The following is a 23,306-nucleotide window of genomic DNA, read 5'->3' as shown; positions in this document are numbered from 1 at the left end:
GGTTCAGCCCGTCAGCGGGGCCGCCGCGAGCGTGCCTACCAGCCAGGTGAGCGGGCCGAACACGGCGAGCAGGGCGAGGGCCCGCAGGCCCGCGGCGCCGCGCAGCATCGACGCGGGAGCGCCGAGCTTCAGCAGGGCGGCCGTGGTGTCGGAGCGGGACTGGCGGGCCTCGATCGCGGCGGTGGCGAGGGTGAGGACCGCGCACCCGGCGACGAGACTGCCGCCGAGCACTGTCAGCGGGCCGATGCGCGGCGCGGCGCCGCCGTACAGGTGGAGCGCCGCCAGCCCGGCGGACGCGACCGCGCACAGGACGCCGAGCGGGCGGCCGATGCGGCGGGACTCCTCCTGCAGGGCGCGGCCCGCGAGCAGTCGGGCGGCGCCCGGCCTGGCCGACTGCAGGAGCTGCCCGCACAGGTACGTGAGCGCGGGACCGGCGAGGGCGAGGCCGAACGCGGTGACCGCCCAGCCGCCGAGCACCGCCGCCGAGGACGAGGCGAGCCGGCCGGGCAGCGGGAATCCGGAGGCACCGGCCGCGTCCCGTGCCGCGTACGTCTCCACCGCGAGGCCGACCGCCATCAGGGCCACACCCCAGGGCAGCCCGGCGGGCTGGGGCAGGGGCGGCGCGGGTTCGCCGTCCGCGACACCGGGGCCGACGGCCGCTTCGGCGTTCTCCGCGCTCGCGTTCCCTGAAGTCCCTGAAGTCCCCGAAGTCCCCGAAGTCCCCGACCTGCCCGAACTCCCCTTGCGCGCACCGGACTTGACGGTACGAGGCCGCAGGGCGAGGGCGCCCGCGACGGTTCCGGCGACCGGGACGATCAGCAGCAGCGTGCAGACCGCGGCGATCGGCAACGGCTGCCCGGCGCCGAGGAGTTCGGCGGCGGCGCCGTCCAGCGGGAGGCCGCTGATGTCGCCGCGCAGATGCAGGAAGAACAGCAGGGCCACCATCGAGCCGAGCGTGCAGGCGATCGCCGTGGAGATCGCGGAGAGCAGCATCAGGCGGGCCGGTCCGAGGCCGACGGTGAAGAGCGCGGCGCGCGGCCGGGTCGCCGGGTCGGTACGGGCGACGGCCACCGCGAAGTGGACGGTGGCGGCGAGCGGTACGACGCACCAGGCGAGCCGGAGCGCGGACGAGCCGGCGGCCTGCGGGTGGCCGAGCGCGTACCCCAGGGCGCACAGCAGCAGGAAGCCGGTGCCGGCGGAGGCGGCGGCGACCGCGAGCCGGCGGAGCAGGACGAGGGGGTGGGCGCCGCGGGCTAGACGGAGAGCGAGCACGCCGCGCCTTCCGACTGCGCGTCCGCGGGCAGCGGGACGGTGTTGACGAGGCGTCCGTCCAGGAGGCCGACGCTGCGGTCGGCGCAGGCCGCGACGTCGGCGTCGTGGGTGGCGAGGACGACGGTGATGCCGTGCGAGCGGGCCGCCGTCGTGAGGGTGCGCAGGATGTGCGCGCGGTCGGCACGGTGCAGCGGCGCGGTGGGCTCGTCGGCGAAGAGGACCGTCGGCTGGTTGACCAACGCCCGTGCCACGGCGACGCGTTGACGCTCGGCCTGGCTGAGGGCGTGCGGTCGCTTACGGGCGAGGTTGCCGATGTCGAGCCGGTCCAGCCACTCCAGGGCGGCCTTGCGGGCGGCGCGGTTGCCGGTGCCGTGCAGCATCAGCGGCAGGGCGGCGTTCTCCCAGGCGGTGAGTTCGGGGACGAGGCGGGGCTGCGGGCCGATCCAGCCGAACTTGTCGCGGCGCAGCCGTTCGCGGAGGGCTCGGCCCATGGTGTGCACGGGCATGGAGTTGAACCAGACCTCGCCCCGCTGTGCGACGAGCTGACCGGAGAGGCACTGCAGGAGGGTCGTCTTGCCGCTGCCGCGCGGGCCGCCCACGGCGAGGATCTCCTGTTCGCGCACGCCGACGGAGATGCCGGTGAGGGCGGGGGTGCCGCCGCGCGAGAAGTGCAGGGCGCGTGCCCACAGCACGTCGTTGTCCGGTGGGGCCACCATGGCGATACACCTCGGTTCGGTTACGAAGGGCGTGGAAGGCGCACGTTTGATCAGTGCGGTGCCGTCCCCCGTACGGGGGAACGAGTCACTGGGCCGATCGGTCACAGGAACCGTAGGGACATATCCGGACAGTACGGACAGCACACGGCCCGGGGGCACGCGTTCTCACTCGAACGGGGCACCCGGGCCGTGGTGGTACGCGGGACTTCTGGCTGCTTACAGCTTGGTCCACGCCTCCGTGAGGACGCTCCGCAGGATCTGCTCGATCTCGTCGAACGTCGACTGGTCGGCGATCAGCGGCGGCGCCAGCTGGATGACCGGGTCGCCACGGTCGTCGGCGCGGCAGTAGAGGCCGGCGTCGTACAGCGCCTTGGAGAGGAAGCCGTACAGGACGCGCTCGGTCTCCTCGTCGTTGAAGGACTCCTTGGTGGCCTTGTCCTTCACGAGCTCGATGCCGTAGAAGAAGCCGTTGCCGCGGACGTCGCCGACGATCGGCAGGTCGTGCAGCTTGCCGAGGGTGTTGTAGAAGTTGCCCTCGTTGTCGAGGACGTGCTTGTTCAGGCCCTCGCGCTCGAAGATGTCGAAGTTGGAGAGCGCCACGGCCGAGGAGACCGGGTGCCCGCCGAAGGTGTAGCCGTGCAGGAAGGTGTTGTCGCCCTTGTAGAACGGCTCCGCGAGGCGGTCCGAGATGATGCAGGCACCGATCGGGGAGTAGCCCGAGGTCATGCCCTTGGCGCAGGTGATCATGTCCGGGACGTAGCCGAACTTGTCACAGGCGAACATCGTGCCCAGGCGGCCGAAGGCGCAGATCGTCTCGTCCGAGACGAGCAGCACGTCGTACTGGTCGCAGATCTCGCGCACGCGCTGGAAGTAGCCGGGCGGCGGCGGGAAGCAGCCACCGGCGTTCTGCACCGGCTCGAGGAAGACGGCCGCGACGGTCTCGGGGCCCTCGAAGAGGATCTGCTGCTCGATCTGGTCGGCGGCCCAGCGGCCGAAGGCCTCGGGGTCGTCGCCGTAGATCGGGGCGCGGTAGATGTTGGTGTTCGGCACCTTGTGCGCGCCGGGGACCAGCGGCTCGAAGGGGGCCTTCAGGCCGGGCAGGCCGGTGATGGACAGGGCGCCCTGCGGGGTGCCGTGGTAGGCCACCGCGCGGGAGATCACCTTGTACTTGGTGTGCTTGCCCTGCAGCTTGAAGTACTGCTTGGCGAGCTTCCACGCGGTCTCGACGGCCTCACCGCCACCGGTGGTGAAGAAGACCTTGTTGAGGTCGCCCGGCGCGTAGTGCGCGATGCGCTCGGCCAGCTCCACGGCCTTGGGGTGGGCGTACGACCAGACCGGGAAGAAGGCGAGTTCCTGCGCCTGCTTGTACGCGGTCTCGGCGAGCTCGGTGCGGCCGTGGCCGGCGTTGACCACGAAGAGGCCGGCGAGGCCGTCGATGTAGCGCTTGCCCTTGTCGTCGTAGATGTTCGTGCCCTCACCGCGGACGATGGTCGGCACGGGAGAGTTCTCGTACGACGACATGCGGGTGAAGTGCATCCACAGGTGGTCGTACGCGGTCTTGGAGAGGTCCTGGCTCACGGCTATCGGGTTCCCCACATATAGGTCTGCTTCTTGAGCTTCAGGTAGACGAAGCTCTCGGTGGAGCGCACACCGGGGAGGGTCCGGATGCGTTTCTGGATCACGTCGAGCAATTGGTCGTCGTCCTCGCAGACGACCTCCACCATCAGGTCGAAGGACCCCGCGGTGATCACGATGTACTCGACTTCGGGCATCGCCGACAGCGCTTCCGCCACCGGGTCCGTATCGCCCTCGACGTTGATGCCGACCATCGCCTGCCGCCGGAAGCCCACGGTGAGCGGGTCCGTGACGGCGACGATCTGCATCACGCCCTGGTCGAGCAGCTTCTGGACGCGCTGGCGTACGGCCGCTTCGGACAGGCCCACGGCCTTGCCGATCGCGGCGTACGGGCGGCGCCCGTCCTCCTGCAACTGCTCGATGATGGCGAGGGAGACGGCGTCCACGGAGGGAGAGCCGTTCCCGGTCCTGGGGGAGTCTGCGCTTCGACTGGCCACGCCCTCACTGTGCACGACGGGTCGTCTGTCCCGCAAGTCCAAACCGATGAAATTCGTTGTGTTCGGACTCTCAGCCCACTGATTTCGTAGTTGTGGAGCGTTGGGTATGTCGAAAGCGACGGTGGGGAAGTTAGGGTAGGCCCGGGTGTCTCACCCACCGGACATACGATCCGCTGGGGTCGCTCACGACCGAATGATCCGCTCAAGACCAACCCTCTGAGGAGGCCGCAGTGACCACCGAGCTGCGTCGTCTGCGCAACTACATCGACGGAGAGTTCCGGGACGCCGCGGACGGGCGGACCACCGAGGTGGTCAACCCGGCTACCGGCGAGCCGTACGCCACCGCTCCGCTGTCCGGCCAGGCCGACGTCGATGCCGCCATGGCCGCCGCCGAGAAGGCCTTCCCGGCCTGGCGCGACCTCGTACCCGCCGAGCGCCAGAAGGCGCTGCTGAAGATCGCCGACGCCTTCGAGGAGCGCGCAGAGGAACTCATCGCGGCCGAGTCGGAGAACTGCGGCAAGCCCATCGGGCTGACCCGCACCGAGGAGATCCCGGCGATGGTCGACCAGATCCGGTTCTTCGCGGGCGCCGCCCGGATGCTGGAGGGCCGCTCCGCCGGTGAGTACATGGAGGGCCTGACCTCCATCATCCGCCGCGAGCCGATCGGCGTCTGCGCGCAGGTCGCGCCGTGGAACTACCCGATGATGATGGCCGTCTGGAAGTTCGCCCCGGCGCTCGCCGCGGGCAACACCGTGGTCCTCAAGCCCTCCGACACGACGCCCGCGTCCACGGTCCTGATGGCCGAGATCATCGGCTCGATCGTGCCGAAGGGCGTCTTCAACGTCGTCACGGGTGACCGCGACACCGGCCGCGCGATGGTCGAGCACCCGGTGCCCGCCATGGCGTCCATCACCGGCTCCGTGCGCGCCGGTATGCAGGTCGCCGAGTCCGCGTCCAAGGACCTCAAGCGGGTCCACCTGGAGCTCGGCGGCAAGGCGCCCGTCGTGGTCTTCGAGGACGCCGACATCGCCGCGGCCGTCTCCGGCATCTCCGAGGCGGGCTTCTTCAACGCCGGCCAGGACTGCACCGCCGCGACCCGCGTCCTCGTCCACGAGTCCGTCCACGACGAGTTCGTGACCGCCCTCGCCAAGGCCGCCGCCGACACCAAGACCGGCATGCCCGACGACGAGGACGTCGCGTTCGGCCCGCTCAACAACCCCAACCAGCTCAAGCAGGTCGAGGGCTTCATCGACCGGCTGCCCGCGCACGCCAAGGTCGAGGCGGGCGGCCAGCGCGTCGGCGACAAGGGCTTCTTCTACGCCGCGACGGTGGTCTCCGGCCTCAAGCAGGACGACGAGATCATCCAGAACGAGGTCTTCGGCCCGGTCATCACCGTCCAGTCGTTCCGCGACGAGGACCAGGCCGTGGACTACGCGAACGGCGTGGAGTACGCCCTCGCCTCCTCGGTGTGGACCAAGGACCACGCGCGCGCCATGCGCATGTCCAAGGTCCTCGACTTCGGCTGCGTCTGGATCAACACCCACATCCCGCTGGTCGCGGAGATGCCGCACGGCGGCTTCAAGAAGTCCGGCTACGGCAAGGACCTGTCGGCGTACGGCTTCGACGACTACACGCGCGTCAAGCACGTGATGACGTCGCTCGGCTAGGGATCGGCCCACGGGCAGGCTGAAAAGCGGGGCGGGTACTGGACAGGTTGTCCATTGCCCGCCCCGCTTGCGTCAAGTGAAGCTGTCCGCATGGCTGTTCACTCGCGTCGTACGTTGCTCAAGGGGCTCGGCGGCGCCGCAGCTCTCGCCGCGCTCAGCGGATGTGGGGTGCCCTCCGCCCGGATCTCCGCCGACCGGCGGGCCGCGCCCGACCGCTCCGCCCGCGACAAGGCGCTGACCTTCGCCAACTGGCCCCTCTACATCGACACCGACGACGACAACGCCTCGCGCCGGCCCACCCTGGACGCGTTCCGGGAGCGCACCGGGATCTCCGTCACGTACACCGAGGAGATCAACGACAACGACGAGTTCTTCGGGAAGATCAGCCCCTCCCTGATGAACCACCAGGACACCGGCCGCGACCTCGTCGTCATCAGCGACTGGATGTGCGCCCGCTTCGTACGGCTCGGCTGGGTGCAGGAGATGGACCGCTCGCGCCAGCCGAACGTCGACCGGTACCTGGACCCGCTGCTGCGCAACCCGCACTTCGACGAGGGCCGCCGTTCCACCGTGCCCTGGCAGTCCGGGATCACCGGCATCGCGTACAACCGCAGGCAACTCGGCCGTGAGATACGGCAGGTGAGCGATCTGTGGGCGGACGACCTCAAGGGGCGGGTCACCCTGCTCTCCGGGCTCGACGAGGCGTTCGCGCTCCTGATGCAGGGCGACGGCGTCGACATCACGCGCTGGACGAACGACGACTTCCACCGGGTCTGCGACCGCGTGGAGAAGCTCGTGAACAGCCGGCACATCCGCCGCTTCACCGGCAACGACTACATCAAGGACCTGGAGAGCGGCGACGTCCTCGCCTGCCAGGCCTACTCCGGAGACGTCATCCAACTCCAGGCCGACAAGCCGGAGATCGAGTTCGTCGTACCCGAGGAGGGCGCCGAGCTCTGGTCCGAGTCCCTGATGATCCCCAACCTCGCCCGGCACAAGGCCAACGCCGAGAAGCTGGTCGACTACTACTACGAGCCCGAGGTCGCCGCCGAACTCGCCGCCTGGGTCAACTACGTCTGCCCGGTCCCCGCCGCCCGCGACGTCCTCGCCTCCGCGAAGGACGAGGAGACCGCCGCACTCGCCGAGGACCCCCTGATCTTCCCGGACGACGCCATGCGCACCCGCCTCGCGATCGCCCGCGACATCACGTCCAGGGAACGCCCGGAACTGGCGAAGCGGTGGAACGGGGTGGCGGGGTTGTGAGCCCGTCTCACCGGGGCAGCGGTTCGCGGGCCGCGTGCCAGGTGGGCGGGAGGGCGGCGACGCCGGTGCGGGCGGCGATGACCCCGCCCGCGATGGCGCAAGTGGTGTCGATGTCGCCGCGCCCGCTGACGGTGCACCACAGGCCCTCGTGCAGATCGTCGAGGTGCGTGGCCGCACACCACAGGGCGTACGGGACGGTGTCGGGCCCCGACATCCGGTAGCCGGAGCCCAGCACCTCCGCTGCGTGGCGGACCGAGGTGTGCTGCGGCATCCCGGCCGCGATCCGCACCCCTGACCTGACATCGCCTACGGGCAGCCGTTCTGCGACGGCCCTGAGAAAGTCGGGCCGTGCCGGGGCCGTTCCGCCACGGCTGCGGGCGGCGAGCGCCGCGGCCACGGCGACCGCCACCGCCCCGGCGACCGCTTCCGGGTGGTGGTGCGAGACCGCGCTCTGCCGCGCGGCCTGCTCGGCGACGGAGTCGAGGTCGTCGGCGAGCCAGGCACCGAGCGGGGCCACGCGCATGGCCGCGCCGTTGCCCCAGGAACCCTGGCCACCGAACTGCCCCGCGACCACGTCGCGCCAGGGTTCGCCCGCACCGATCCGGCGGAGCACGTCGTGCATCGAGGCCCCGTACCCGCGGTGCGGGTCGTCGGCGTAGGCCTCGGCGAGGCGCGGGGCGAGGCGGTCCTGGTCGATGGTGCCGCGGCCCTCGGAGAGTTCCTGGACGAGGACGAGTGCCTGGGCGGTGTCGTCGCTCCACCGCCACAGTGGCTCCGGGGGCGGGATCCGCGCCTCAAGAGCTGCCGGGCCCTCGCGTCGCAGGATCCCGAACCAGCGGTCACCGAAGGCGTCGCCGTGGGCGAGACCGGAGAGCGAATCGAGCGCGGGGGTGGGCGAGTTGACCATCGGAGCAGTATCACCAGGCGGTGGCGCCCTCGGCACGGGAATTTCGGCCCACCAGCCCGCTCACCAGCCCCCCGTGCCGCGCGGATCAACGGTTGAACGCCGGAAACGCGAAGGGTTGATCGCCGTCAGGGAGAGGCCGGACCTGGAACCTCCCGGGCTCAACTCCCTTGACTTGTCCAGGGGTTGTCCGGGGAGGCCACTTAGGGGATCACGTGCGGGACGGGTTTCGCAGGGTGTTCAGGACGTCCACCCGGTTCGTGGTGATCGCGTCCACGCCGAGGTCGCGCAGGCGGCGCATCGAGCGGCGGGTGTCGGGGGTCCAGGCGGAGACGAGCAGGCCGTCCTTGTGGATGCGGGCGACCAGGTCCCGACTCAGCAGCCCGAAGCGGTAGTTGAGCCAGCGCGGCCGCAGCTCCTCGATGACCGCCGGGCGGACCGGGGCGAGGGTGGTCCAGGTCAGCGCGATCTCCGCCGCCGGGTCGGCCTCGCGTACGCGCGCCATCGTGCTCGCGCCCGCGCAGTAGTAGACGCGCTCGGCCGCGCCGCAGTCGTGGACAGTGCCGACGACCGTGCGGACCGCCTTCGGCGAGGCGCCCGGCAGGTCGAGCATCAGGCGCCCGTCGGGCGTGGCGGCGAGGGCCTCGGCGAGCGTGGGCACCCCGCCGCCGGTGAGTCCGCGCAGCTCCGCCGCGGAGAGCTGCGCGAGCGGACGGTCGTGTCCCCAGAGGCGGCTCAGCGTCTCGTCGTGCAGCAGTACGGGCACGTCGTCGCGCGTCAGCCGTACATCGATCTCCACGGCGTCCGCGCCGGCGGCGAAGGCGCAGCGCAGTGAGGGCAGGGTGTTCTCCCGGGCCCGGTACGGGTCGCCCCGGTGGGCCACGACGGTGAGGGTCTGCATGCGCCCATTGTCACCACCCGTGATCACCGGGGCTAGCCGGGAGACGCCCAGGCGCCCGCGGGCCTTACGGCGTGAGCCAGTTCGCGGTGTACGTGTCGATCTCCGCGGCGAGCTTCGCCTTGCCGCTCTCGTCCAGGAAGGACGCGGTGACGGCGTTCTTGGCGAGCTCCGCGAGGCCCCGCTCGTCCAGGTCGAGGAGGCGGGCGGCGACGCCGTACTCGCTGTTCAGGTCCGTGCCGAACATCGGCGGGTCGTCGGAGTTGATGGTGACGGGCACACCGGCCGCGACCATCTGCTTCACCGGGTGCTCGTCCAGGTCGAGGACCGCGCGGGTCGCGATGTTCGACGTGGGGCAGACCTCCAGCGGGATGCGGTGCTCGGCGAGGTGGCGGAGCAGGGCCGGGTCCTGGGCGGAGCTCGTACCGTGCCCGATGCGCTCGGCGCGCAGTTCGACCAGCGCGTCCCAGACGGTCTGCGGCCCGGTGGTCTCGCCCGCGTGCGGCACGCTGCGCAGGCCCGCGGCGATCGCGCGGTCGAAGAACGGCTTGAACTGCGGGCGCGGTACGCCGACCTCGGGGCCGCCGAGGCCGAACGACACCAGGCCCTCGGGCCGCAGCCGGTCGTCGGTGGCGAGCCGGGTGGTCTCCTCTGCGGCTTCGAGTCCGGCCTCGCCGGGGATGTCGAAGCACCAGCGCAGGACGGTCCCGAACTCGGTCTCGGCGGCCTTGCGGGCGTCCTCGATCGCCTCCATGAAGGCCCGTTCGTCGATGCCGCGCCGGGTGGAGCTGAACGGCGTGATGGTCAGCTCGGCGTACCGGATCTGCTGGCGCGCCATGTCACGGGCCACCTCGTACGTGAGCAGCCGGACGTCCTCGGGGGTGCGGATCAGGTCGACCACCGACAGGTACACGGTGATGAAGTGCGCGAAGTCCGTGAACGTGAAGTAGTCGGCGAGCGCCTCCGGGTCGGTGGGGACCTTGGAGTCGGGGTGCCGGGCGGCGAGTTCGGCGACGATGCGCGGGGAGGCGGAGCCGACGTGGTGGACGTGCAGTTCGGCCTTGGGCAGACCGGCGATGAAGGCGGGCAGATCGGACATCGGGTTCCTCCCCGGAGTGGCGCCCTCTCAGGGGCGCGGGTGATCGGCTGATCGGTGGGTCGGGGATCATCGTAAGAGGCCGCCCGCTCGGCGGGTCCTGGGCCTTAGCATGACCGAACGTACGAATGAGGGGATCGCCCATGTCCGACGAAGCACGGCAGACCCCGGGCGAGCCCGTGTCGCGCGACCCGTGGGCGCCGCCGGCCGCCGAGGGGGCGCAGCCTGCGGATGCCGCGCAGCCCGCGCAGCCCGCACAGCCTGCGGATGCCGCGCCGGAAGTGTCGCTCGGCAAGAAGGAACCCGCGCCCGAAGCAGAGGCTCGGGACCCGTGGGCGCCGCCCGCGGACGGCGCCGGGCGCGGGGGCTCGGTGCACGACCAGAACACGGTGGCGTCGATGCCGGGCGCCAGCCAGGACGGCACCCCGGCGGCGCCGCCCGCCGACCCGTGGCAGAGTCCCGCGGCTCAGCCGACCGCGCCCGGGTACGGCTACCCGGCGGGCGGTGACGCGGTGCCTCCGCCGCCGGTCTCGCCCGACGGACCGGCCCGGGCCGCGTCGCCGTACGCGGCGCCCGGGGCCGGTCAGCCCGGCTACCCGGGCTATCCGGGATTCTCCGGCTCCGCCGGGTACGGCTGGTCGCAGATGCCGGTGCAGCCGAGCAACGGCATGGGCGTGACGTCGCTGGTGCTGGGCATCATTGCCGCGGCGATCTTCTGTTTCGGGCCGGTGGCGATCGTTCTCGGCATCCTCGCGGTCATCTTCGGGGCGATCGGCCGGGCCAAGGCCGCTCGAGGGGAGGCGGACAACGCGGGGCAGGCGTTGGCCGGGTTGATCTGCGGGATCGTCGGGTTGGTGTTGGGGGTGGTGGTTTTGGTGCTGTGGATTGTGAGTGCCGCGAACGACTCTTCCGACCGCTACCCGTACGACGGGGTCTCCGCGTCCCAGGGGCAGCTTCAGGACGTGCGGGTCGGCTGAGTTCTCCCCGCCCCGCCCCTTCCCGACAGCTTGCAGCGGCTTCGGGGGCTCCGCCCCCGGGGCCCCGCTCCATCGTTCTTCTGCCGCGCCGTCGTGGCCGGTCGCGCCCCGCGGCGGAGCCGCAAGTGTCACAGCCCCGCGCCTCTGTCGGGGCCCACCTCACCCCCGCAACCGCCCCCGCGCCTCCATCAGTGCGAAGCCCAGTAGGTTCGTGCCGCGCCAGCGGGCCGGGTCCTCGGCTCGGGGGTCGTCCGCGGCCAGGCCTATGCCCCAAATACGGTCCACCGGGCTGGCCTCGACCAGGACTCGCTTGCCCGTGCCGAGCAGGAACTCCCGCAGGTCCTCGTGGGCCGCGAACTTGTGGACGCTGCCCTCGACGACGATGCTGAACCGCTCGCGCTGCCACAGCTGTTCGTCGAAACCGCGGACCAGGCGGCCCGCCTTCTTGGCCGCGGCGGGCGAGGTCGCCGTGATCGCCTTCCGCTCGGCCTCCGCGTCGTCGAAGAGGCGGGCCTTCGCGGCCATCATCCAGTGCTCCGCCGTCGCGTACCGCACGCCGTCCACCTCGAAGGGCGCGGGCCACCACTGGCTGAGGCAACTCGCCCCTATGCGGCCGTCCTTGCGCGGTGCATGACCCCAGAAGGGCAGGAACTTCACCCGCTCCCCGCGCGCGATCCGCTCCGTCAGCTCCGTCAGCTCCGTAAGCGCCTGCAGCGGGTCTGCCTGTGCGTTCGCCGCCTGCCTGTTCCCCTCGTTCATGCATGCGAGTCTGTCAGGCGCCACTGACAATCCGTCCTTGGATTTTCGGGGCGGCTCGACACTCGGTCGACCGATTCCGTCGCGTAATCAAAAGGAAACAACGGAATCCCTTGGCCACGAGAGGCCTCTCTGTCAGGATCGGCAGTCAATTCGAGCTGGAGCTACGGAAGAGCGCGTGATGGGCAACAGCAGCAGCGACATCAACAGCGACATCAGCAACACCCGCCAGAACGAAACCCCCTTCCCCGCACAGGAGCGCCTCGCGGCAGGCGCCCAGTACATCGACGGGCGGCTCACCCCCGGCACCTCGGGCCACCGGCACGCCGTGGTCGACCCGGCCACCGGCAAGGCGGTGTACGACTACGAGCTCGCCGGCACCGCCGACGTGGACGCCGCCGTCGCCTCGGCCGCCGCGGCCTTCCCCGGCTGGTCCGGCGCCACCCCCGGCGAGCGCTCCGACGCCCTGCACCGCTTCGCGGGCGTCCTGGCCGAGCGGGCCGAGGAGTTCGCGCGGGCCGAGTCGCTGCAGTGCGGCAAGCCGATCAAGCTCAGCCGCGAGTTCGACGTCCCCGGCACCGTGGACAACGCCGCGTTCTTCGCGGGCGCGGCCCGGCATCTGCAGGGGCAGTCCGCGGGGGAGTACTCCGCCGACCACACCTCGTACGTACGCAGGGAACCGATCGGCGTCGTCGGGTCCATCGCGCCCTGGAACTACCCGCTCCAGATGGCCGCGTGGAAGGTGCTCCCGGCGATCGCGGCGGGTAACACGATCGTCCTGAAGCCCGCCGAACTCACCCCGTTCACCTCGCTGTTGTTCGCCGAGGCGGCGACCGCGGCGGGCATTCCGGATGGCGTCGTGAACGTCGTCAGCGGGGCCGGGCGGGACGCCGGTGAGCACCTCGTCGGGCACCCGGACGTCGCGATGACCTCCTTCACCGGGTCGACCGCCATCGGCAAGCGCGTCGCCGAGATCGCCACGAGCACCGTCAAGCGGCTGCACCTCGAACTCGGCGGCAAGGCCCCGTTCGTGGTGTTCGACGACGCCGACCTGGAGGCCGCCGTGCACGGCGCGGTCGCCGGGGCCCTGATCAACACCGGCCAGGACTGCACCGCCGCGACCCGCGCGTACGTCCAACGGCCGCTGTACGACGCCTTCGTGAGCGGTGTCGCCGACCTGATGGAGACGGTACGGCTCGGCGACCCGTTCGACGCGTCCACCGACCTCGGCCCGCTGATCTCGCACGCCCAGCGCGACCGCGTCGCCGCCTTCGTCGACCGGGCCCGCGGCTACGCCCGCATCGTCACCGGCGGCGAGGCACCCAAGGGCGACGGCCTGGGCGACGGCGCGTACTACCGGCCCACCCTCATCGCCGACGCCGCGCAGGACAGTGAGGCCGTGCAGTCCGAGATCTTCGGGCCCGTCCTCGTCGTGCTGCCCTTCGACTCCGACGAGGAGGGCATCCGGCTGGCCAACGACACCCCGTACGGCCTTGCCGCCTCCGCCTGGACCCGGGACGTGTTCCGGGCGGGCCTCGCGACCCGCGCCATCAAGGCGGGCTGCGTGTGGATCAACGACCACATCCCGATCCTCAGCGAGATGCCGCACGGCGGCTACAAGGCCTCCGGCTTCGGCAAGGACATGTCCGCGTACTCCTTCGAGGAGTACACGCAGATCAAGCACGTGATGTACGACAACACCGCGGTCGCCAGGAAGGACTGGCACCGGACGGTCTTCGGGGACCGCGCCTGACCACCGCCTCCCCTTCCCGCGCGGCGGCCGGCATCCCCCTCCGGCCGCCGCGCCCTCCCCTCAGGCCAGCGAAAGGGCACCAAGCGTATGGAGCAGTACGAGCCCGACAGCCTCTCCCCGGTGCAGCGGGCGGCGCTGCGGCGCAGTATGGCGAACGGCAGAGCCGCCCTCAGTCGGCGCGGACTGCTGCGCGCCGGCGGCGGCGGTGCGCTCGCCCTCGGCGGCCTCGGCACCCTCTCCGGCTGCGGCATCCCGCCCGCCGCGCAGAGCCAGGGCGGCAGCGGCGCCGAGGACTTCTCGGACAAGGAGAAGCGGGTCGCGTTCTCCAACTGGACCGAGTACATGGACGTCGCCGAGAACGACAAGAACCGCCGTCCCACCCTGGAGGCGTTCACCAAGCGGACCGGCATCGAGGTCGAGTACGCCGAGGACGTCAACGACAACAACGAGTTCTTCGGCAAGATCAAGCCGCAGCTCGCGGCCGGCCAGGACACCGGGCGCGACCTGATCTGCGTCACCGACTGGCTCGCCGCCCGGCTGATCCGCTTCGGCTGGGTGCAGAAGCTCGACCCGGCCAACCTGCCGCACGCGTACGCCAATCTGGCCCCGCAGTTCCGGGACGTGGAGTGGGACCCGGGCCGGGCCTACAGCTACCCGTGGGCCGGCATCGCCGTGGTCGTCGCGTACAACGTCAAGGCCACCGGAGGCCGGGAGGTCACCTCGGTCTCGCAGCTGCTCGACGACCCCAAGCTCAAGGGGAAGGTCGGCGTACTGTCCGAGATGCGCGACACCATGGGCATGACCATGCTCGACATGGGCAAGGACCCGGCGAAGTTCACCACGGACGACTTCGACGCCGCCGCCGCCCGGCTGCAGAAGGCCGTGGACAAGCGCCAGATCCGCCGCTTCACCGGCAACGACTACACCTCCGACCTCACCAAGGGCGACCTCGCCGCCTGCCTCGCCTGGGCCGGAGACGTCGTCCAGCTCCAGGCCGACAACCCGGACGTCAGGTTCCACATCCCGGACAGCGGCTACATCACCGGCACCGACGTCCTCCTCGTCCCCAACAAGGCGCGGCACAAGAAGAACGCGGAACGGCTGATCGACCACTACTACCAGCCCGCGATCGCCGCGGAGCTCGCCGCGTGGATCAACTACGTGTGCCCGGTCGACGGAGTGAAGGAAGAGCTGGCCAAGATCTCCGAGGAGGCGGCGAACGACCCGCTGATCATCCCGGACAAGGAGATGTCCGAGAAGTCGAACTACTTCCGCGCGCTCAGCCCCAAGGAAGAGACCGCGTACGAGGCCAAGTTCGCCAAGCTCACCGGCGCGTGACCGTACCTGAGGCCCTGCAACTCTCCGACTTCTCCGGTAGGAACCATGACTGACGACACGACGCGCGGCGACGTCCGCCTCTCCGGTATCGGCAAGACCTACGGCGCCTTCACCGCCGTGCACCCGCTCGACCTGACGATCCCCGAGGGCTCGTTCTTCGCGCTCCTCGGCGCCTCCGGCTGCGGCAAGACCACCACTCTGCGCATGATCGCGGGACTTGAGGAGCCGACGTCCGGCACGGTCCACCTCGGCGAGCAGGACGTCACCGCGCTGCCCCCGTACAAGCGCCCGGTGAACACCGTCTTCCAGTCGTACGCGCTCTTCCCGCACCTCGACATCTACGAGAACGTCGCCTTCGGTCTGCGCCGGCGCGGCATCAAGTCGGTGAAGAAGCAGGTCGGCGAGATGCTCGACCTGGTCCAGCTCGGCGACAAGGCGAAGCACAAGCCGCACCAGCTCTCCGGCGGCCAGCAGCAGCGCGTCGCCGTGGCCCGCGCCCTGATCAACCACCCGCGCGTGCTGCTCCTCGACGAGCCGCTCGGCGCCCTCGACCTCAAGCTGCGCCGCCAGATGCAGCTGGAGCTGAAGCGCATCCAGACCGAGGTCGGCATCACGTTCGTGCACGTCACCCACGACCAGGAGGAGGCCATGACGATGGCCGACCAGGTCGCCGTGATGAACGCGGGCCGGGTCGAGCAACTGGGCGCCCCCGCCGACCTGTACGAGAACCCGCAGACCACGTTCGTCGCGAACTTCCTCGGCAGCTCCAACCTGATCGAGGCGGAGATCGCCGCTTCGAGCGGCGACACGCTCGCCCTCAGGGCCGGGGGCGACAAGCTGTCCTTGCCCGCGCCGCGCTGCTCCGCCCCGACCTCCACCGGCGGCAAGGTGCTCGTCGGCATCCGCCCGGAGAAGATCTCGCTCGCGCACGCCGACGACGCGGGCGAGATCCCGGACGGCCGCAACCGCCTCACCGGCCGCGTGACCGCCACCAGTTTCATCGGCGTCTCCACGCAGTACGTCATCGACTCCCCGGTCTGCGAGGGCCTGGAGGTGTACGTGCAGAACGTCGAGCGCGACGGCCGGCTCGCCCCCGGCGCCGAGGTCGTCCTGCACTGGAACCCCGAGCACACCTTCGGCCTGGACGCCGCACAGGCCATCGACGCGGGCGTGGAGACAGTGGAAGAGGCCGCCGTATGACGACGCTCACCGAGGCGCCGCCGGCCGCCCCCGAACCGCAGACCGGAGCACCCCGCAAGCGCCGCAAGCTCACCCCGTACTGGCTGCTGCTCCCCGGCATCCTCTGGCTGCTCGTCTTCTTCGCGCTGCCGATGGTCTACCAGGCCTCGACCTCCGTGCAGACCGGGTCCCTGGAGGCCGGGTACAAGGTCACCTGGCACTTCGCGACGTACTGGAACGCGCTCACCGAGTACTGGCCGCAGTTCCTCACGTCGATCCTGTACGCGGGCCTCGCCACCGTCTTCTGCCTGCTGCTCGGCTATCCGCTCGCGTATCTGATCGCGTTCCGGGCGGGACGCTGGCGGAACCTCGTACTGATCCTGGTGATCGCGCCGTTCTTCACCAGCTTCCTGATCCGTACGCTCGCCTGGAAGACGATCCTCGCCGACGGCGGGCCGGTCGTCGGCGTCCTCAACTCGCTGCACATCCTGGACGTCACCAGCTGGCTCGGCATGACCGAGGGCGACCGGGTGCTCGCCACCCCGCTCGCCGTGGTCTGCGGACTCACGTACAACTTCCTGCCGTTCATGGTCCTGCCGCTCTACACCTCGCTCGAACGGATCGACCCACGCCTGCACGAGGCGGCCGGCGACCTGTACGCCAGGCCCGTCACCACCTTCCGGCGGGTCACGTTCCCGCTGTCCATGCCGGGTGTGGTCTCGGGCACGCTGCTCACCTTCATCCCGGCCAGCGGCGACTACGTCAACGCCCAACTCCTCGGCTCCACCAGCGAGAAGATGATCGGCAACGTCATCCAGTCGCAGTTCCTCACCGTCCTCGACTACCCGACGGCGGCCGCGCTCTCCTTCATCCTCATGGCGGCGATCCTCCTGATGGTCACCTTCTACATCCGCAAGTCCGGGACGGAGGACCTCGTCTGATGCTGGTGCTGAACTGGATACGGCGCCATCTCGTCGTCCTCGCGGGCCTGTTGACGCTTCTCTTCCTGATCCTGCCGAACCTCGTCGTCCTGGTCTTCTCCTTCAACAAGCCCAAGGGCCGCTTCAACTACGCCTGGCAGGAGTTCGACACCCACGCCTGGCAGGACCCCTGCGGCGTCGCCGACCTGTGCGGTTCGCTCGCGCTCTCGCTGCAGATCGCGCTCTGGGCGACGGTCGGCGCGACCGCGCTCGGCACGATGATCGCCTTCGCCCTGGTCCGCTACCGCTTCCGGGCGCGCGGCGCGATCAACTCGCTGATCTTCCTGCCGATGGCGATGCCCGAGGTCGTCATGGCCGCCTCGCTGCTCACGCTCTTCCTCAACATGGGCGCGCAGCTCGGCTTCTGGACCATCCTCATCGCGCACATCATGTTCTGCCTGAGCTTCGTCGTGACGGCGGTCAAGGCCCGCGTGATGTCGATGGACCCGCGCCTGGAGGAGGCCGCGCGCGACCTGTACGCGGGGCCCGTGCAGACCTTCGTACGGGTGACGCTGCCGATCGCGGCGCCCGGGATCGCGGCGGGCGCGCTGCTCGCCTTCGCGCTCTCCTTCGACGACTTCATCATCACCAACTTCAACGCCGGCTCGACCGTGACCTTCCCGATGTTCGTCTGGGGCTCGGCGCAGCGCGGCACCCCCGTGCAGATCAACGTCATCGGTACGGCGATGTTCGCCGTGGCCGTGATCTGCGTCCTGGCCGGAATGCTCATCGGCAACCGGCGCAAGAAACAAACCGCGTAACCCATGTAATTCTCAAGGGAGTTGGAAGCCATGGCCCCAGGTGCCATGAGCAGTGCAGAGGTTCTGGACACCCTCGCGGGCGTCAAGCCGGTCCCGTACTGGCTGGACGACCCCGCGAGGCCGGCCGCCGAGCCGGCCCTCACCGGCGGCGAGCGGTGCGACCTGCTCGTCGTCGGCGGCGGCTACAGCGGACTGTGGACCGCGTTGGTCGCCAAGGAGCGAGACCCCGACCGGGAGGTGGTCCTGATCGAGGCCCGCGAGGCCGGCTGGGCGGCCTCCGGCCGCAACGGCGGTTTCTGCGCCGCCTCCCTCACCCACGGCTTCGGCAACGGCCTGGCCCGCTGGCCCGGCGAGCTGGCGAAGCTGGAGGCGCTCGGCGCCCGCAACCTGGACGAGATCGAGGCGGCGCTCACCCGCCACGGCATCGACTGCGACTTCGAGCGCACGGGCGAGATCGACGTCGCCACCGCACCGCACCAGGCCGAGGAACTCAACCAGCTGTACGGCGAGATGAGCAGCCTCGGCCTCGCGGACGGCGTCGAACTCCTCGACGAGGCGGCCGTCCGCGAGCAGGTCGACTCGCCGACCTTCCTCAGCGGCCTGTACGACCGCGCGGGCGTCGCGCTCCTGAACCCGGCCAAGCTGGCCTGGGGCCTCAAGCGCGCCTGCCTCGGCCTCGGCGTCCGCGTCCACGAGAACACCCCGGCCACCGACCTCGTCCGGCACGGCGCGGGCATGGCCGTGCGCACCCCGTACGGCCGGGTCCTGGCCCGCCGGGTCGCGCTCGCCACGAACGTCTTCCCGTCCCTGGTCAGGCGCGTCCGCCCGCTCACGGTCCCGGTCTACGACTACGCCCTGACCACCGAACCGCTCACCGAGGACCAGCTCGACGCGATCGGCTGGAGGAACCGCCAGGGCCTCGGCGACGCGGCCAACCAGTTCCACTACTTCCGGCTCACCGCCGACCACCGCATCCTGTGGGGCGGCTACGACGCGATCTACCCGTACGGCGGGAAGCTCGACGCCGGACTCGACCACAGGCCCGAGACGTACGCCCGGCTCGCGGGCCACTTCTTCGACTGCTTCCCGCAGTTGGCGGGGGCGCGCTTCAGCCACGCCTGGGGCGGCGCCATTGACACGTGTTCCCGCTTCTCGGCGTTCTTCGGCACGGCGCACCAGGGGCGGGTGGCGTACGCGGCGGGCTACACCGGGCTCGGCGTGGGCGCCTCGCGGTTCGGCGCGGACGTGATGCTCGACCTGCTCGCGGGCGAACGCACGGAGCGCACGTCCCTGGAGATGGTGCGGACGAAACCGCTGCCGTTCCCGCCCGAGCCGTTCGCCTGGGCCGGGATCGGCCTCACCAAGTGGTCGCTCGCCCGGGCCGACTCCCACGGCGGCCGGCGCAACGTCTGGCTGCGCACGCTCGACCGGCTCGGGCTCGGCTTCGACAGCTGATCGCGACCGCTGTCGACACCTTTCGCGACCGCTGTCGACAACTGTTCGCGACCACTGTCGACAACTTTTCGAAAAACCCGCGTCATCCCGCGTAATGACGGCGGCGCAGCGGCCTCTCTCTCGTGACACGCATCGTGCGGAAACGAAAGGGAGGCCCTGCCATGACCGGACCGGGGGCGAAGTCGGCAGTGGAGTGGCTGGTGTCGGTGGCACCGAACCCCGAGGCCTGCCGCTGGGAGTGGGAGCGCAACCCCCTCGGGGTGGCGCTGCTCCCGGCGGGCAGGCTCTGGGACGTGCTGATCCTGCCGGGGGAGCTCGGGTATCCGACCCTCGACGTGCTGAACCGCTGCATCGACTGCCCCGGCCCCGTGCTCGCCGACTTCGGCGACGCCCGGACGGGTTTCTTCGTGCCCGCGGGCACGGTGAGCCGCTGGATCGGCACGGGCGTACGGGGCGCGGGGCACGGCACCTGGATCGTCGTGCCGTACCCGGGCCGGGCCACCGGCGGCGTGCGCTGGCTGGTCCCACCGGACGGCTCGGGCACGCTCAACGACCCGGCCCTGCTCGAACTCGCCATGCACGAGGCGGCCGCGCGGCTGGCCAGGAAGGGCGGCGATGACGGGCAGAGGCCTTGACAAGTTGATTGGTCTGGACCAAATTGGCGGCGCTCCACCACTCCAAATCCCCCATAGACGGAGGCAGTTGTGGACCGCACCGCACTTCGCGCACGACCGAGACTGCTCACCGCCCTCGCGACGGCGGCCGCCCTGGCCGCGGCAGGACTGACGACGACTCCGGCCGCCGGCGCGGCCGACGCGGCGCCCGAAGCCGCGCGTACGAGCTCCGCGCAGGCGCTGCCCGAGCACGCCCTCGTCGGCTATCTGCACGCCAGTTTCGCCAACGGCTCCGGCTACACCAGGCTCGCCGACGTACCCGACAGCTGGGACGTCATCGACCTCGCCTTCGGCGAACCCACCTCGCCCACGTCCGGCGACATCCGCTTCGAGCTGTGCCCGCAGAGCGAGTGCCCGAACGTCGAGACCAAGGACGAGTTCAAGGCCGCGATCAAGGCCAAGCAGGCGGCCGGCAAGAAGGTCCTGATCTCCATCGGCGGCCAGAACGGCCAGGTCCAGCTGACCACGACCGCGGCCCGGGACGCCTTCGTCTCCTCGGTCTCCGCGATCATCGACGAGTACGGACTCGACGGCCTCGACATCGACTTCGAGGGCCACTCCCTCTCCCTCGACGCCGACGACACCGACTTCAAGAACCCGAAGTCCGCGGTGATCGTCAACCTGATCTCCGCCGTGAAGACCCTCAAGGCCAAGTACGGCGAGGGCTTCACGCTCACGATGGCCCCGGAGACCTTCTTCGTCCAGCTCGGCCACCAGTACTACGGCACCGGCGAGTGGGGCGGCCAGGACCCGCGGGCAGGCGCCTACCTGCCCGTCATCCACGCCCTGCGCGACGAGCTGACGCTGCTGCACGTCCAGGACTACAACTCCGGCCCGATCATGGGGCTGGACGGGCAGTACCACACCATGGGCGGCGCCGACTTCCACATCGCCATGACCGACATGCTGCTCACCGGCTTCCCGGTCGCGGGCGACGCGGACAACGTCTTCCCGGCCCTCCCGCCCGAGAAGGTCGCCATCGGCATGCCGGCCTCCGTGAACGCGGGCAACGGCCATGTCTCCACGGCCGAGGTGAACAAGGCCCTGGACTGCCTGACGAAGGGCAGCGACTGCGGCTCGTACGAGACCCACGGCACGTGGCCGAAGCTGCGCGGCCTGATGACGTGGTCGATCAACTGGGACCGGCACAACGGCGAGGAGTTCTCGAAGAACTTCGACGCCTACTTCGGCTGACGCCGGGCCCTCTGCTTCGGCCGGCGCCGAGCGCCCCACCGCGCCGCGAGCGTCATGGCGACGAGGAGCATGCCGCCGAGGAGCCAGCTCGCGAGGGTGTCGAGCGGCCAGTGGTAGCCGCGCCGCACCAGGCCGAAGCTGCACGCGGCCACCAACAGGCAGGTGCCGACGGCGAGTCCGCGGCGCGGCAGGGGCGAGCGCAGCCAGGGCAGTACGAGCAGGGTGGCGGCCCCGTACGCGACGATCGCGGTGGCCGCGTGCCCCGAGGGGTAGAAGCCCGCGGAGTCCGAGCCGGTCATGCCGGGCGGGCCAGGACGTTCGAAGAGCGCCTTGAAGGGCGCGACGAGGAGGGGGACGGCGGCCAGGGCGAGCGCGGCGCACAGGGGGGCGAGCCACCAGCGGGGCTCGGCAGCACGCCGGGCGCGTACGGCCGCGTAGACCACGGCCACGGCGAGGATCACGGGCGCGACCGTCAAGTTGCCGAGATCGGCGAGGAGTTCGGCCGCGCCGTGGGGGAACCCGCTGTGCCGCAGGAGGCGCCCGAGCCGTTCGTCGGCCTCGCGCAGCGGCCCGTACGCGGCGACCTGCCAGCTGATCAGGGCGAAGCCGAGGCCCAACACGGCCAGGACAGCGAGGAGTTGCGGCCAAGGGGTCGGCCGCCCCGGAACAGGGGGGGTGGTTCCGGGGCGGCCGAGGGGACCGGTGCCGCACGCCCCGGGGGGTTTGGGGCGGGCGGCTGTCCGATCGGTGAGGAGATCCGGAGTCAGAACCTCCGGCGGTGTGCGCCAGGGCACGACCGGGGCGGCGCTGGGGACGCTCCGACCCGGTGTCGCCCGCAGTCTCCTGCGAGCGGGGTGTTTCTCTCATCTGCCTAGAACGTACGGCAGAGGGGAGTGGCTCCGACAGGTGGCGGAGCATCCCGCCACCCGCCTCCCACACCTTCTTCACAGCCTCTGCCGTGGCCCGTGCGGCCGGTCCTCTCAGACCTGCGCGAAGGCCTGCTCGATGATGTCGAGGCCCTCGTTCAGCAGGTCCTCGCCGATGACCAGCGGCGGCAGGAAACGCAGCACGTTGCCGTAGGTGCCGCAGGTCAGGACGAGCAGGCCCTCCGCGTGGCAGGCCTTGGCGAGCGCGCCGGCGGCCTCGGGGTTCGGCTCCTTCGTCGCCTGGTCCTTCACCAGCTCGACGGCGATCATGGCGCCGCGGCCACGGATGTCGCCGATGATCTGGAACTTCTCCTGCATCGCGGCGAGGCGGCCCTTCATGACCTCCTCGATGCGCTTGGCCTTGCCGTTGAGGTCCTGCTCCTTCATCGTCTCGATGGAGCCGAGGGCACCGGCGCAGGCCACCGGGTTGCCGCCGTAGGTGCCGCCGAGGCCGCCCGCGTGCGCGGAGTCCATGATCTCGGCGCGGCCCGTGACGGCGGCCAGCGGGAGACCGCCGGCGATGCCCTTGGCGGTGGTGATGAGGTCCGGGACGATGCCCTCGTCCTCACAGGCGAACCACTGGCCGGTACGGCAGAAGCCGGACTGGATCTCGTCCGCGACGAAGACGATGCCGTTGTCGTTGGCGAACTTCACGATCTCGGGCAGGAAGCCCTTGGCCGGCTCGATGAAGCCGCCCTCGCCGAGCACCGGCTCGATGATGATCGCGGCGACGTTCTCGGCGCCGATCTGCTTGGTGATCTGGTCGATGGCCTGCGCGGCGGCCTCGGGGCCGCAGTTCTCCGGGCCGGTCGGCCAGCGGTAGCCGTACGCCACCGGCACGCGGTACACCTCGGGCGCGAACGGGCCGAAGCCGTGCTTGTACGGCATGTTCTTGCTGGTCAGCGCCATGGTCAGGTTGGTGCGGCCGTGGTAGCCGTGGTCGAAGACGACGACGGCCTGGCGCTTGGTGTGCGCACGGGCGATCTTCACGGCGTTCTCGACGGCCTCGGCGCCGGAGTTGAACAGGGCCGACTTCTTGGCGTGGTCGCCCGGCGTCAGCTCGGCGAGCGCCTCGCAGACCTCGACGTACCCCTCGTACGGCGTGACCATGAAGCAGGTGTGGGTGAAGTCGGCGAGCTGCGCGGAGGCGCGGCGCACGACGGCCTCGGCGGAGGCGCCGACGGAGGTCACGGCGATGCCGGAGCCGAAGTCGATCAGGCGGTTGCCGTCGACGTCCTCGATGACGCCGCCACCCGCGCGCGCCGTGAACACCGGCAGCACGGAGCCCACGCCACCGGCCACCACGGACGTACGGCGGGCCTGCAGCTCCTGCGACTTGGGGCCGGGGATCGCGGTGACGAGGCGGCGCTCCTGCGGAATGGCGGTCATAAGGGGCTCCCGGGGCGAATGTGGGGGTGTGCGGAC

20 protein-coding genes and 1 pseudogene are annotated in these 23,306 nt (G+C 70.8%); 11 read left to right on the top strand and 10 right to left on the bottom strand.

What is annotated here, in order from left to right; genetic code table 11:
- Positions 1-3 precede the first annotated feature (3 nt).
- The 4 genes from RCO28_RS32045 to RCO28_RS32030 all read right to left on the bottom strand — a co-directional run bounded on the left by RCO28_RS32045 (position 4) and on the right by RCO28_RS32030 (position 4,060).
- Entirely contained in the window at positions 4-1,272 is a 1,269-nt protein-coding gene (locus tag RCO28_RS32045; RefSeq protein WP_308944834.1) for a hypothetical protein, read from the bottom strand.
- Positions 1,254-1,988, bottom strand: a complete 735-nt coding sequence (locus RCO28_RS32040; RefSeq protein ID WP_308944833.1) for an ATP-binding cassette domain-containing protein — start codon at positions 1,986-1,988, stop codon at positions 1,254-1,256. Before RCO28_RS32040 ends, RCO28_RS32045 begins: the two co-directional genes overlap by 19 nt.
- A gap of 216 nt (positions 1,989-2,204) precedes the next feature.
- Positions 2,205-3,584: an aspartate aminotransferase family protein gene (locus RCO28_RS32035; RefSeq protein ID WP_308944832.1), complete on the bottom strand. Its 1,380-nt coding sequence runs from the start codon at positions 3,582-3,584 to the stop codon at positions 2,205-2,207.
- Positions 3,569-4,060, bottom strand: coding sequence for an Lrp/AsnC family transcriptional regulator (locus RCO28_RS32030; RefSeq protein ID WP_282536694.1), 492 nt, complete (start codon positions 4,058-4,060; stop codon positions 3,569-3,571). The genes RCO28_RS32035 and RCO28_RS32030 overlap by 16 nt, the downstream gene beginning before the upstream one ends.
- 230 nt (positions 4,061-4,290) lie before the next feature.
- Between RCO28_RS32030 and RCO28_RS32025 the strand changes: the two genes are divergently transcribed.
- Positions 4,291-5,727 (top strand): gamma-aminobutyraldehyde dehydrogenase, encoded by a 1,437-nt coding sequence (locus tag RCO28_RS32025; protein WP_308944831.1) that lies wholly within the window; start codon positions 4,291-4,293, stop codon positions 5,725-5,727.
- 90 nt (positions 5,728-5,817) lie between these two features.
- The gene (locus RCO28_RS32020) at positions 5,818-6,990 is read left to right on the top strand and encodes a spermidine/putrescine ABC transporter substrate-binding protein (protein ID WP_308944830.1); all 1,173 of its coding nucleotides are present in this window, start codon (positions 5,818-5,820) and stop codon (positions 6,988-6,990) included.
- 7 nt (positions 6,991-6,997) lie between these two features.
- Here RCO28_RS32020 and RCO28_RS32015 read toward each other — a convergent pair whose 3' ends face one another.
- The 3 genes from RCO28_RS32015 to RCO28_RS32005 form a co-directional block, all read right to left on the bottom strand.
- Positions 6,998-7,897: an ADP-ribosylglycohydrolase family protein gene (locus RCO28_RS32015; protein WP_308944829.1), complete on the bottom strand. Its 900-nt coding sequence runs from the start codon at positions 7,895-7,897 to the stop codon at positions 6,998-7,000.
- 208 nt (positions 7,898-8,105) lie between these two features.
- On the bottom strand, positions 8,106-8,795 hold the full coding sequence (locus tag RCO28_RS32010; protein ID WP_308944828.1) for a glycerophosphodiester phosphodiesterase: 690 nt from the start codon (positions 8,793-8,795) through the stop codon (positions 8,106-8,108).
- Between the two features lie 64 nt (positions 8,796-8,859).
- The gene (locus tag RCO28_RS32005; RefSeq protein WP_308944827.1) at positions 8,860-9,891 is read right to left on the bottom strand and encodes an adenosine deaminase; all 1,032 of its coding nucleotides are present in this window, start codon (positions 9,889-9,891) and stop codon (positions 8,860-8,862) included.
- A gap of 140 nt (positions 9,892-10,031) precedes the next feature.
- Here RCO28_RS32005 and RCO28_RS32000 point away from each other — a divergent pair, with 140 nt between their 5' ends.
- Positions 10,032-10,865 carry a DUF4190 domain-containing protein gene (locus tag RCO28_RS32000; RefSeq protein WP_308944826.1) on the top strand — a complete coding sequence of 278 codons (834 nt, stop codon included), beginning with the start codon at positions 10,032-10,034 and terminating at the stop codon, positions 10,863-10,865.
- Between the two features lie 159 nt (positions 10,866-11,024).
- On the opposite strand, the gene RCO28_RS31995 is transcribed toward RCO28_RS32000, so the two are convergent.
- Positions 11,025-11,624 (bottom strand): NADAR family protein, encoded by a 600-nt coding sequence (locus tag RCO28_RS31995; protein WP_308944825.1) that lies wholly within the window; start codon positions 11,622-11,624, stop codon positions 11,025-11,027.
- 178 nt (positions 11,625-11,802) lie between these two features.
- On the opposite strand from RCO28_RS31995, the gene RCO28_RS31990 reads away from it, so the two are divergent.
- From RCO28_RS31990 to RCO28_RS31955, 8 genes and pseudogenes are all read left to right on the top strand, one after another.
- Complete coding sequence (locus RCO28_RS31990) at positions 11,803-13,374, top strand: gamma-aminobutyraldehyde dehydrogenase (RefSeq protein ID WP_308944824.1); 1,572 nt, start codon at positions 11,803-11,805, stop codon at positions 13,372-13,374.
- A gap of 87 nt (positions 13,375-13,461) precedes the next feature.
- The gene (locus tag RCO28_RS31985) at positions 13,462-14,712 is read left to right on the top strand and encodes a spermidine/putrescine ABC transporter substrate-binding protein (RefSeq protein ID WP_308944823.1); all 1,251 of its coding nucleotides are present in this window, start codon (positions 13,462-13,464) and stop codon (positions 14,710-14,712) included.
- A 45-nt stretch (positions 14,713-14,757) separates the two neighbouring features.
- Positions 14,758-15,912, top strand: a complete 1,155-nt coding sequence (locus RCO28_RS31980; RefSeq protein ID WP_308944822.1) for an ABC transporter ATP-binding protein — start codon at positions 14,758-14,760, stop codon at positions 15,910-15,912.
- Positions 15,909-16,832 (top strand): ABC transporter permease, encoded by a 924-nt coding sequence (locus RCO28_RS31975; RefSeq protein WP_308944821.1) that lies wholly within the window; start codon positions 15,909-15,911, stop codon positions 16,830-16,832. Before RCO28_RS31980 ends, RCO28_RS31975 begins: the two co-directional genes overlap by 4 nt.
- A complete protein-coding gene (locus RCO28_RS31970) occupies positions 16,832-17,632 on the top strand; it encodes an ABC transporter permease (RefSeq protein ID WP_308944820.1) in 801 nt (266 codons plus the stop codon). The genes RCO28_RS31975 and RCO28_RS31970 overlap by 1 nt, the downstream gene beginning before the upstream one ends.
- Before the next feature lie 30 nt (positions 17,633-17,662).
- Complete coding sequence (locus RCO28_RS31965) at positions 17,663-19,087, top strand: FAD-dependent oxidoreductase (protein WP_308944819.1); 1,425 nt, start codon at positions 17,663-17,665, stop codon at positions 19,085-19,087.
- Positions 19,088-19,248: 161 nt separating this feature from the next.
- Positions 19,249-19,722, top strand: a complete 474-nt coding sequence (locus tag RCO28_RS31960; RefSeq protein ID WP_308944818.1) for a hypothetical protein — start codon at positions 19,249-19,251, stop codon at positions 19,720-19,722.
- Positions 19,723-19,941: 219 nt separating this feature from the next.
- Positions 19,942-20,955, top strand: a pseudogene (locus RCO28_RS31955) (chitinase); the annotation flags it as partial.
- On the opposite strand, the gene RCO28_RS31950 reads toward RCO28_RS31955, so the two are convergent.
- A complete protein-coding gene (locus RCO28_RS31950) occupies positions 20,943-21,575 on the bottom strand; it encodes a phosphatase PAP2 family protein (RefSeq protein WP_308944817.1) in 633 nt (210 codons plus the stop codon). The pseudogene RCO28_RS31955 and the gene RCO28_RS31950 overlap by 13 nt on opposite strands.
- Before the next feature lie 360 nt (positions 21,576-21,935).
- The gene (gene gabT / locus RCO28_RS31945; RefSeq protein ID WP_308944816.1) at positions 21,936-23,270 is read right to left on the bottom strand and encodes a 4-aminobutyrate--2-oxoglutarate transaminase; all 1,335 of its coding nucleotides are present in this window, start codon (positions 23,268-23,270) and stop codon (positions 21,936-21,938) included.
- Positions 23,271-23,306: the final 36 nt, after the last annotated feature.

The sequence above is a fragment of the Streptomyces sp. LHD-70 genome, from assembly GCF_031157275.1.
Lineage (GTDB): Bacteria > Actinomycetota > Actinomycetes > Streptomycetales > Streptomycetaceae > Streptomyces.
The sequence above is the reverse complement of the archived record's forward strand: the minus strand, read 5'-3'. Positions and strand labels throughout refer to the sequence as shown.

Bases quoted from the DNA above. Each gene is read 5' to 3' on its own strand.
- RCO28_RS31975 (WP_308944821.1), top strand. From the start codon at position 15,909: ATGACGACGCTCACCGAGGCGCCGCCGGCCGCCCCCGAACCGCAGACC.
- RCO28_RS32040 (WP_308944833.1), bottom strand. From the start codon at position 1,988: ATGGTGGCCCCACCGGACAACGACGTGCTGTGGGCACGCGCCCTGCAC.
- RCO28_RS31985 (WP_308944823.1), top strand. From the start codon at position 13,462: ATGGAGCAGTACGAGCCCGACAGCCTCTCCCCGGTGCAGCGGGCGGCG.
- RCO28_RS31990 (WP_308944824.1), top strand. From the start codon at position 11,803: ATGGGCAACAGCAGCAGCGACATCAACAGCGACATCAGCAACACCCGC.
- RCO28_RS31960 (WP_308944818.1), top strand. From the start codon at position 19,249: ATGACCGGACCGGGGGCGAAGTCGGCAGTGGAGTGGCTGGTGTCGGTG.
- gabT (WP_308944816.1), bottom strand. From the start codon at position 23,270: ATGACCGCCATTCCGCAGGAGCGCCGCCTCGTCACCGCGATCCCCGGC.
- RCO28_RS32010 (WP_308944828.1), bottom strand. From the start codon at position 8,795: ATGCAGACCCTCACCGTCGTGGCCCACCGGGGCGACCCGTACCGGGCC.
- RCO28_RS32000 (WP_308944826.1), top strand. From the start codon at position 10,032: ATGTCCGACGAAGCACGGCAGACCCCGGGCGAGCCCGTGTCGCGCGAC.
- RCO28_RS31980 (WP_308944822.1), top strand. From the start codon at position 14,758: ATGACTGACGACACGACGCGCGGCGACGTCCGCCTCTCCGGTATCGGC.
- RCO28_RS32020 (WP_308944830.1), top strand. From the start codon at position 5,818: ATGGCTGTTCACTCGCGTCGTACGTTGCTCAAGGGGCTCGGCGGCGCC.
- RCO28_RS32015 (WP_308944829.1), bottom strand. From the start codon at position 7,897: ATGGTCAACTCGCCCACCCCCGCGCTCGATTCGCTCTCCGGTCTCGCC.
- RCO28_RS32005 (WP_308944827.1), bottom strand. From the start codon at position 9,891: ATGTCCGATCTGCCCGCCTTCATCGCCGGTCTGCCCAAGGCCGAACTG.
- RCO28_RS31970 (WP_308944820.1), top strand. From the start codon at position 16,832: ATGCTGGTGCTGAACTGGATACGGCGCCATCTCGTCGTCCTCGCGGGC.
- RCO28_RS31965 (WP_308944819.1), top strand. From the start codon at position 17,663: ATGGCCCCAGGTGCCATGAGCAGTGCAGAGGTTCTGGACACCCTCGCG.
- RCO28_RS31995 (WP_308944825.1), bottom strand. From the start codon at position 11,624: ATGAACGAGGGGAACAGGCAGGCGGCGAACGCACAGGCAGACCCGCTG.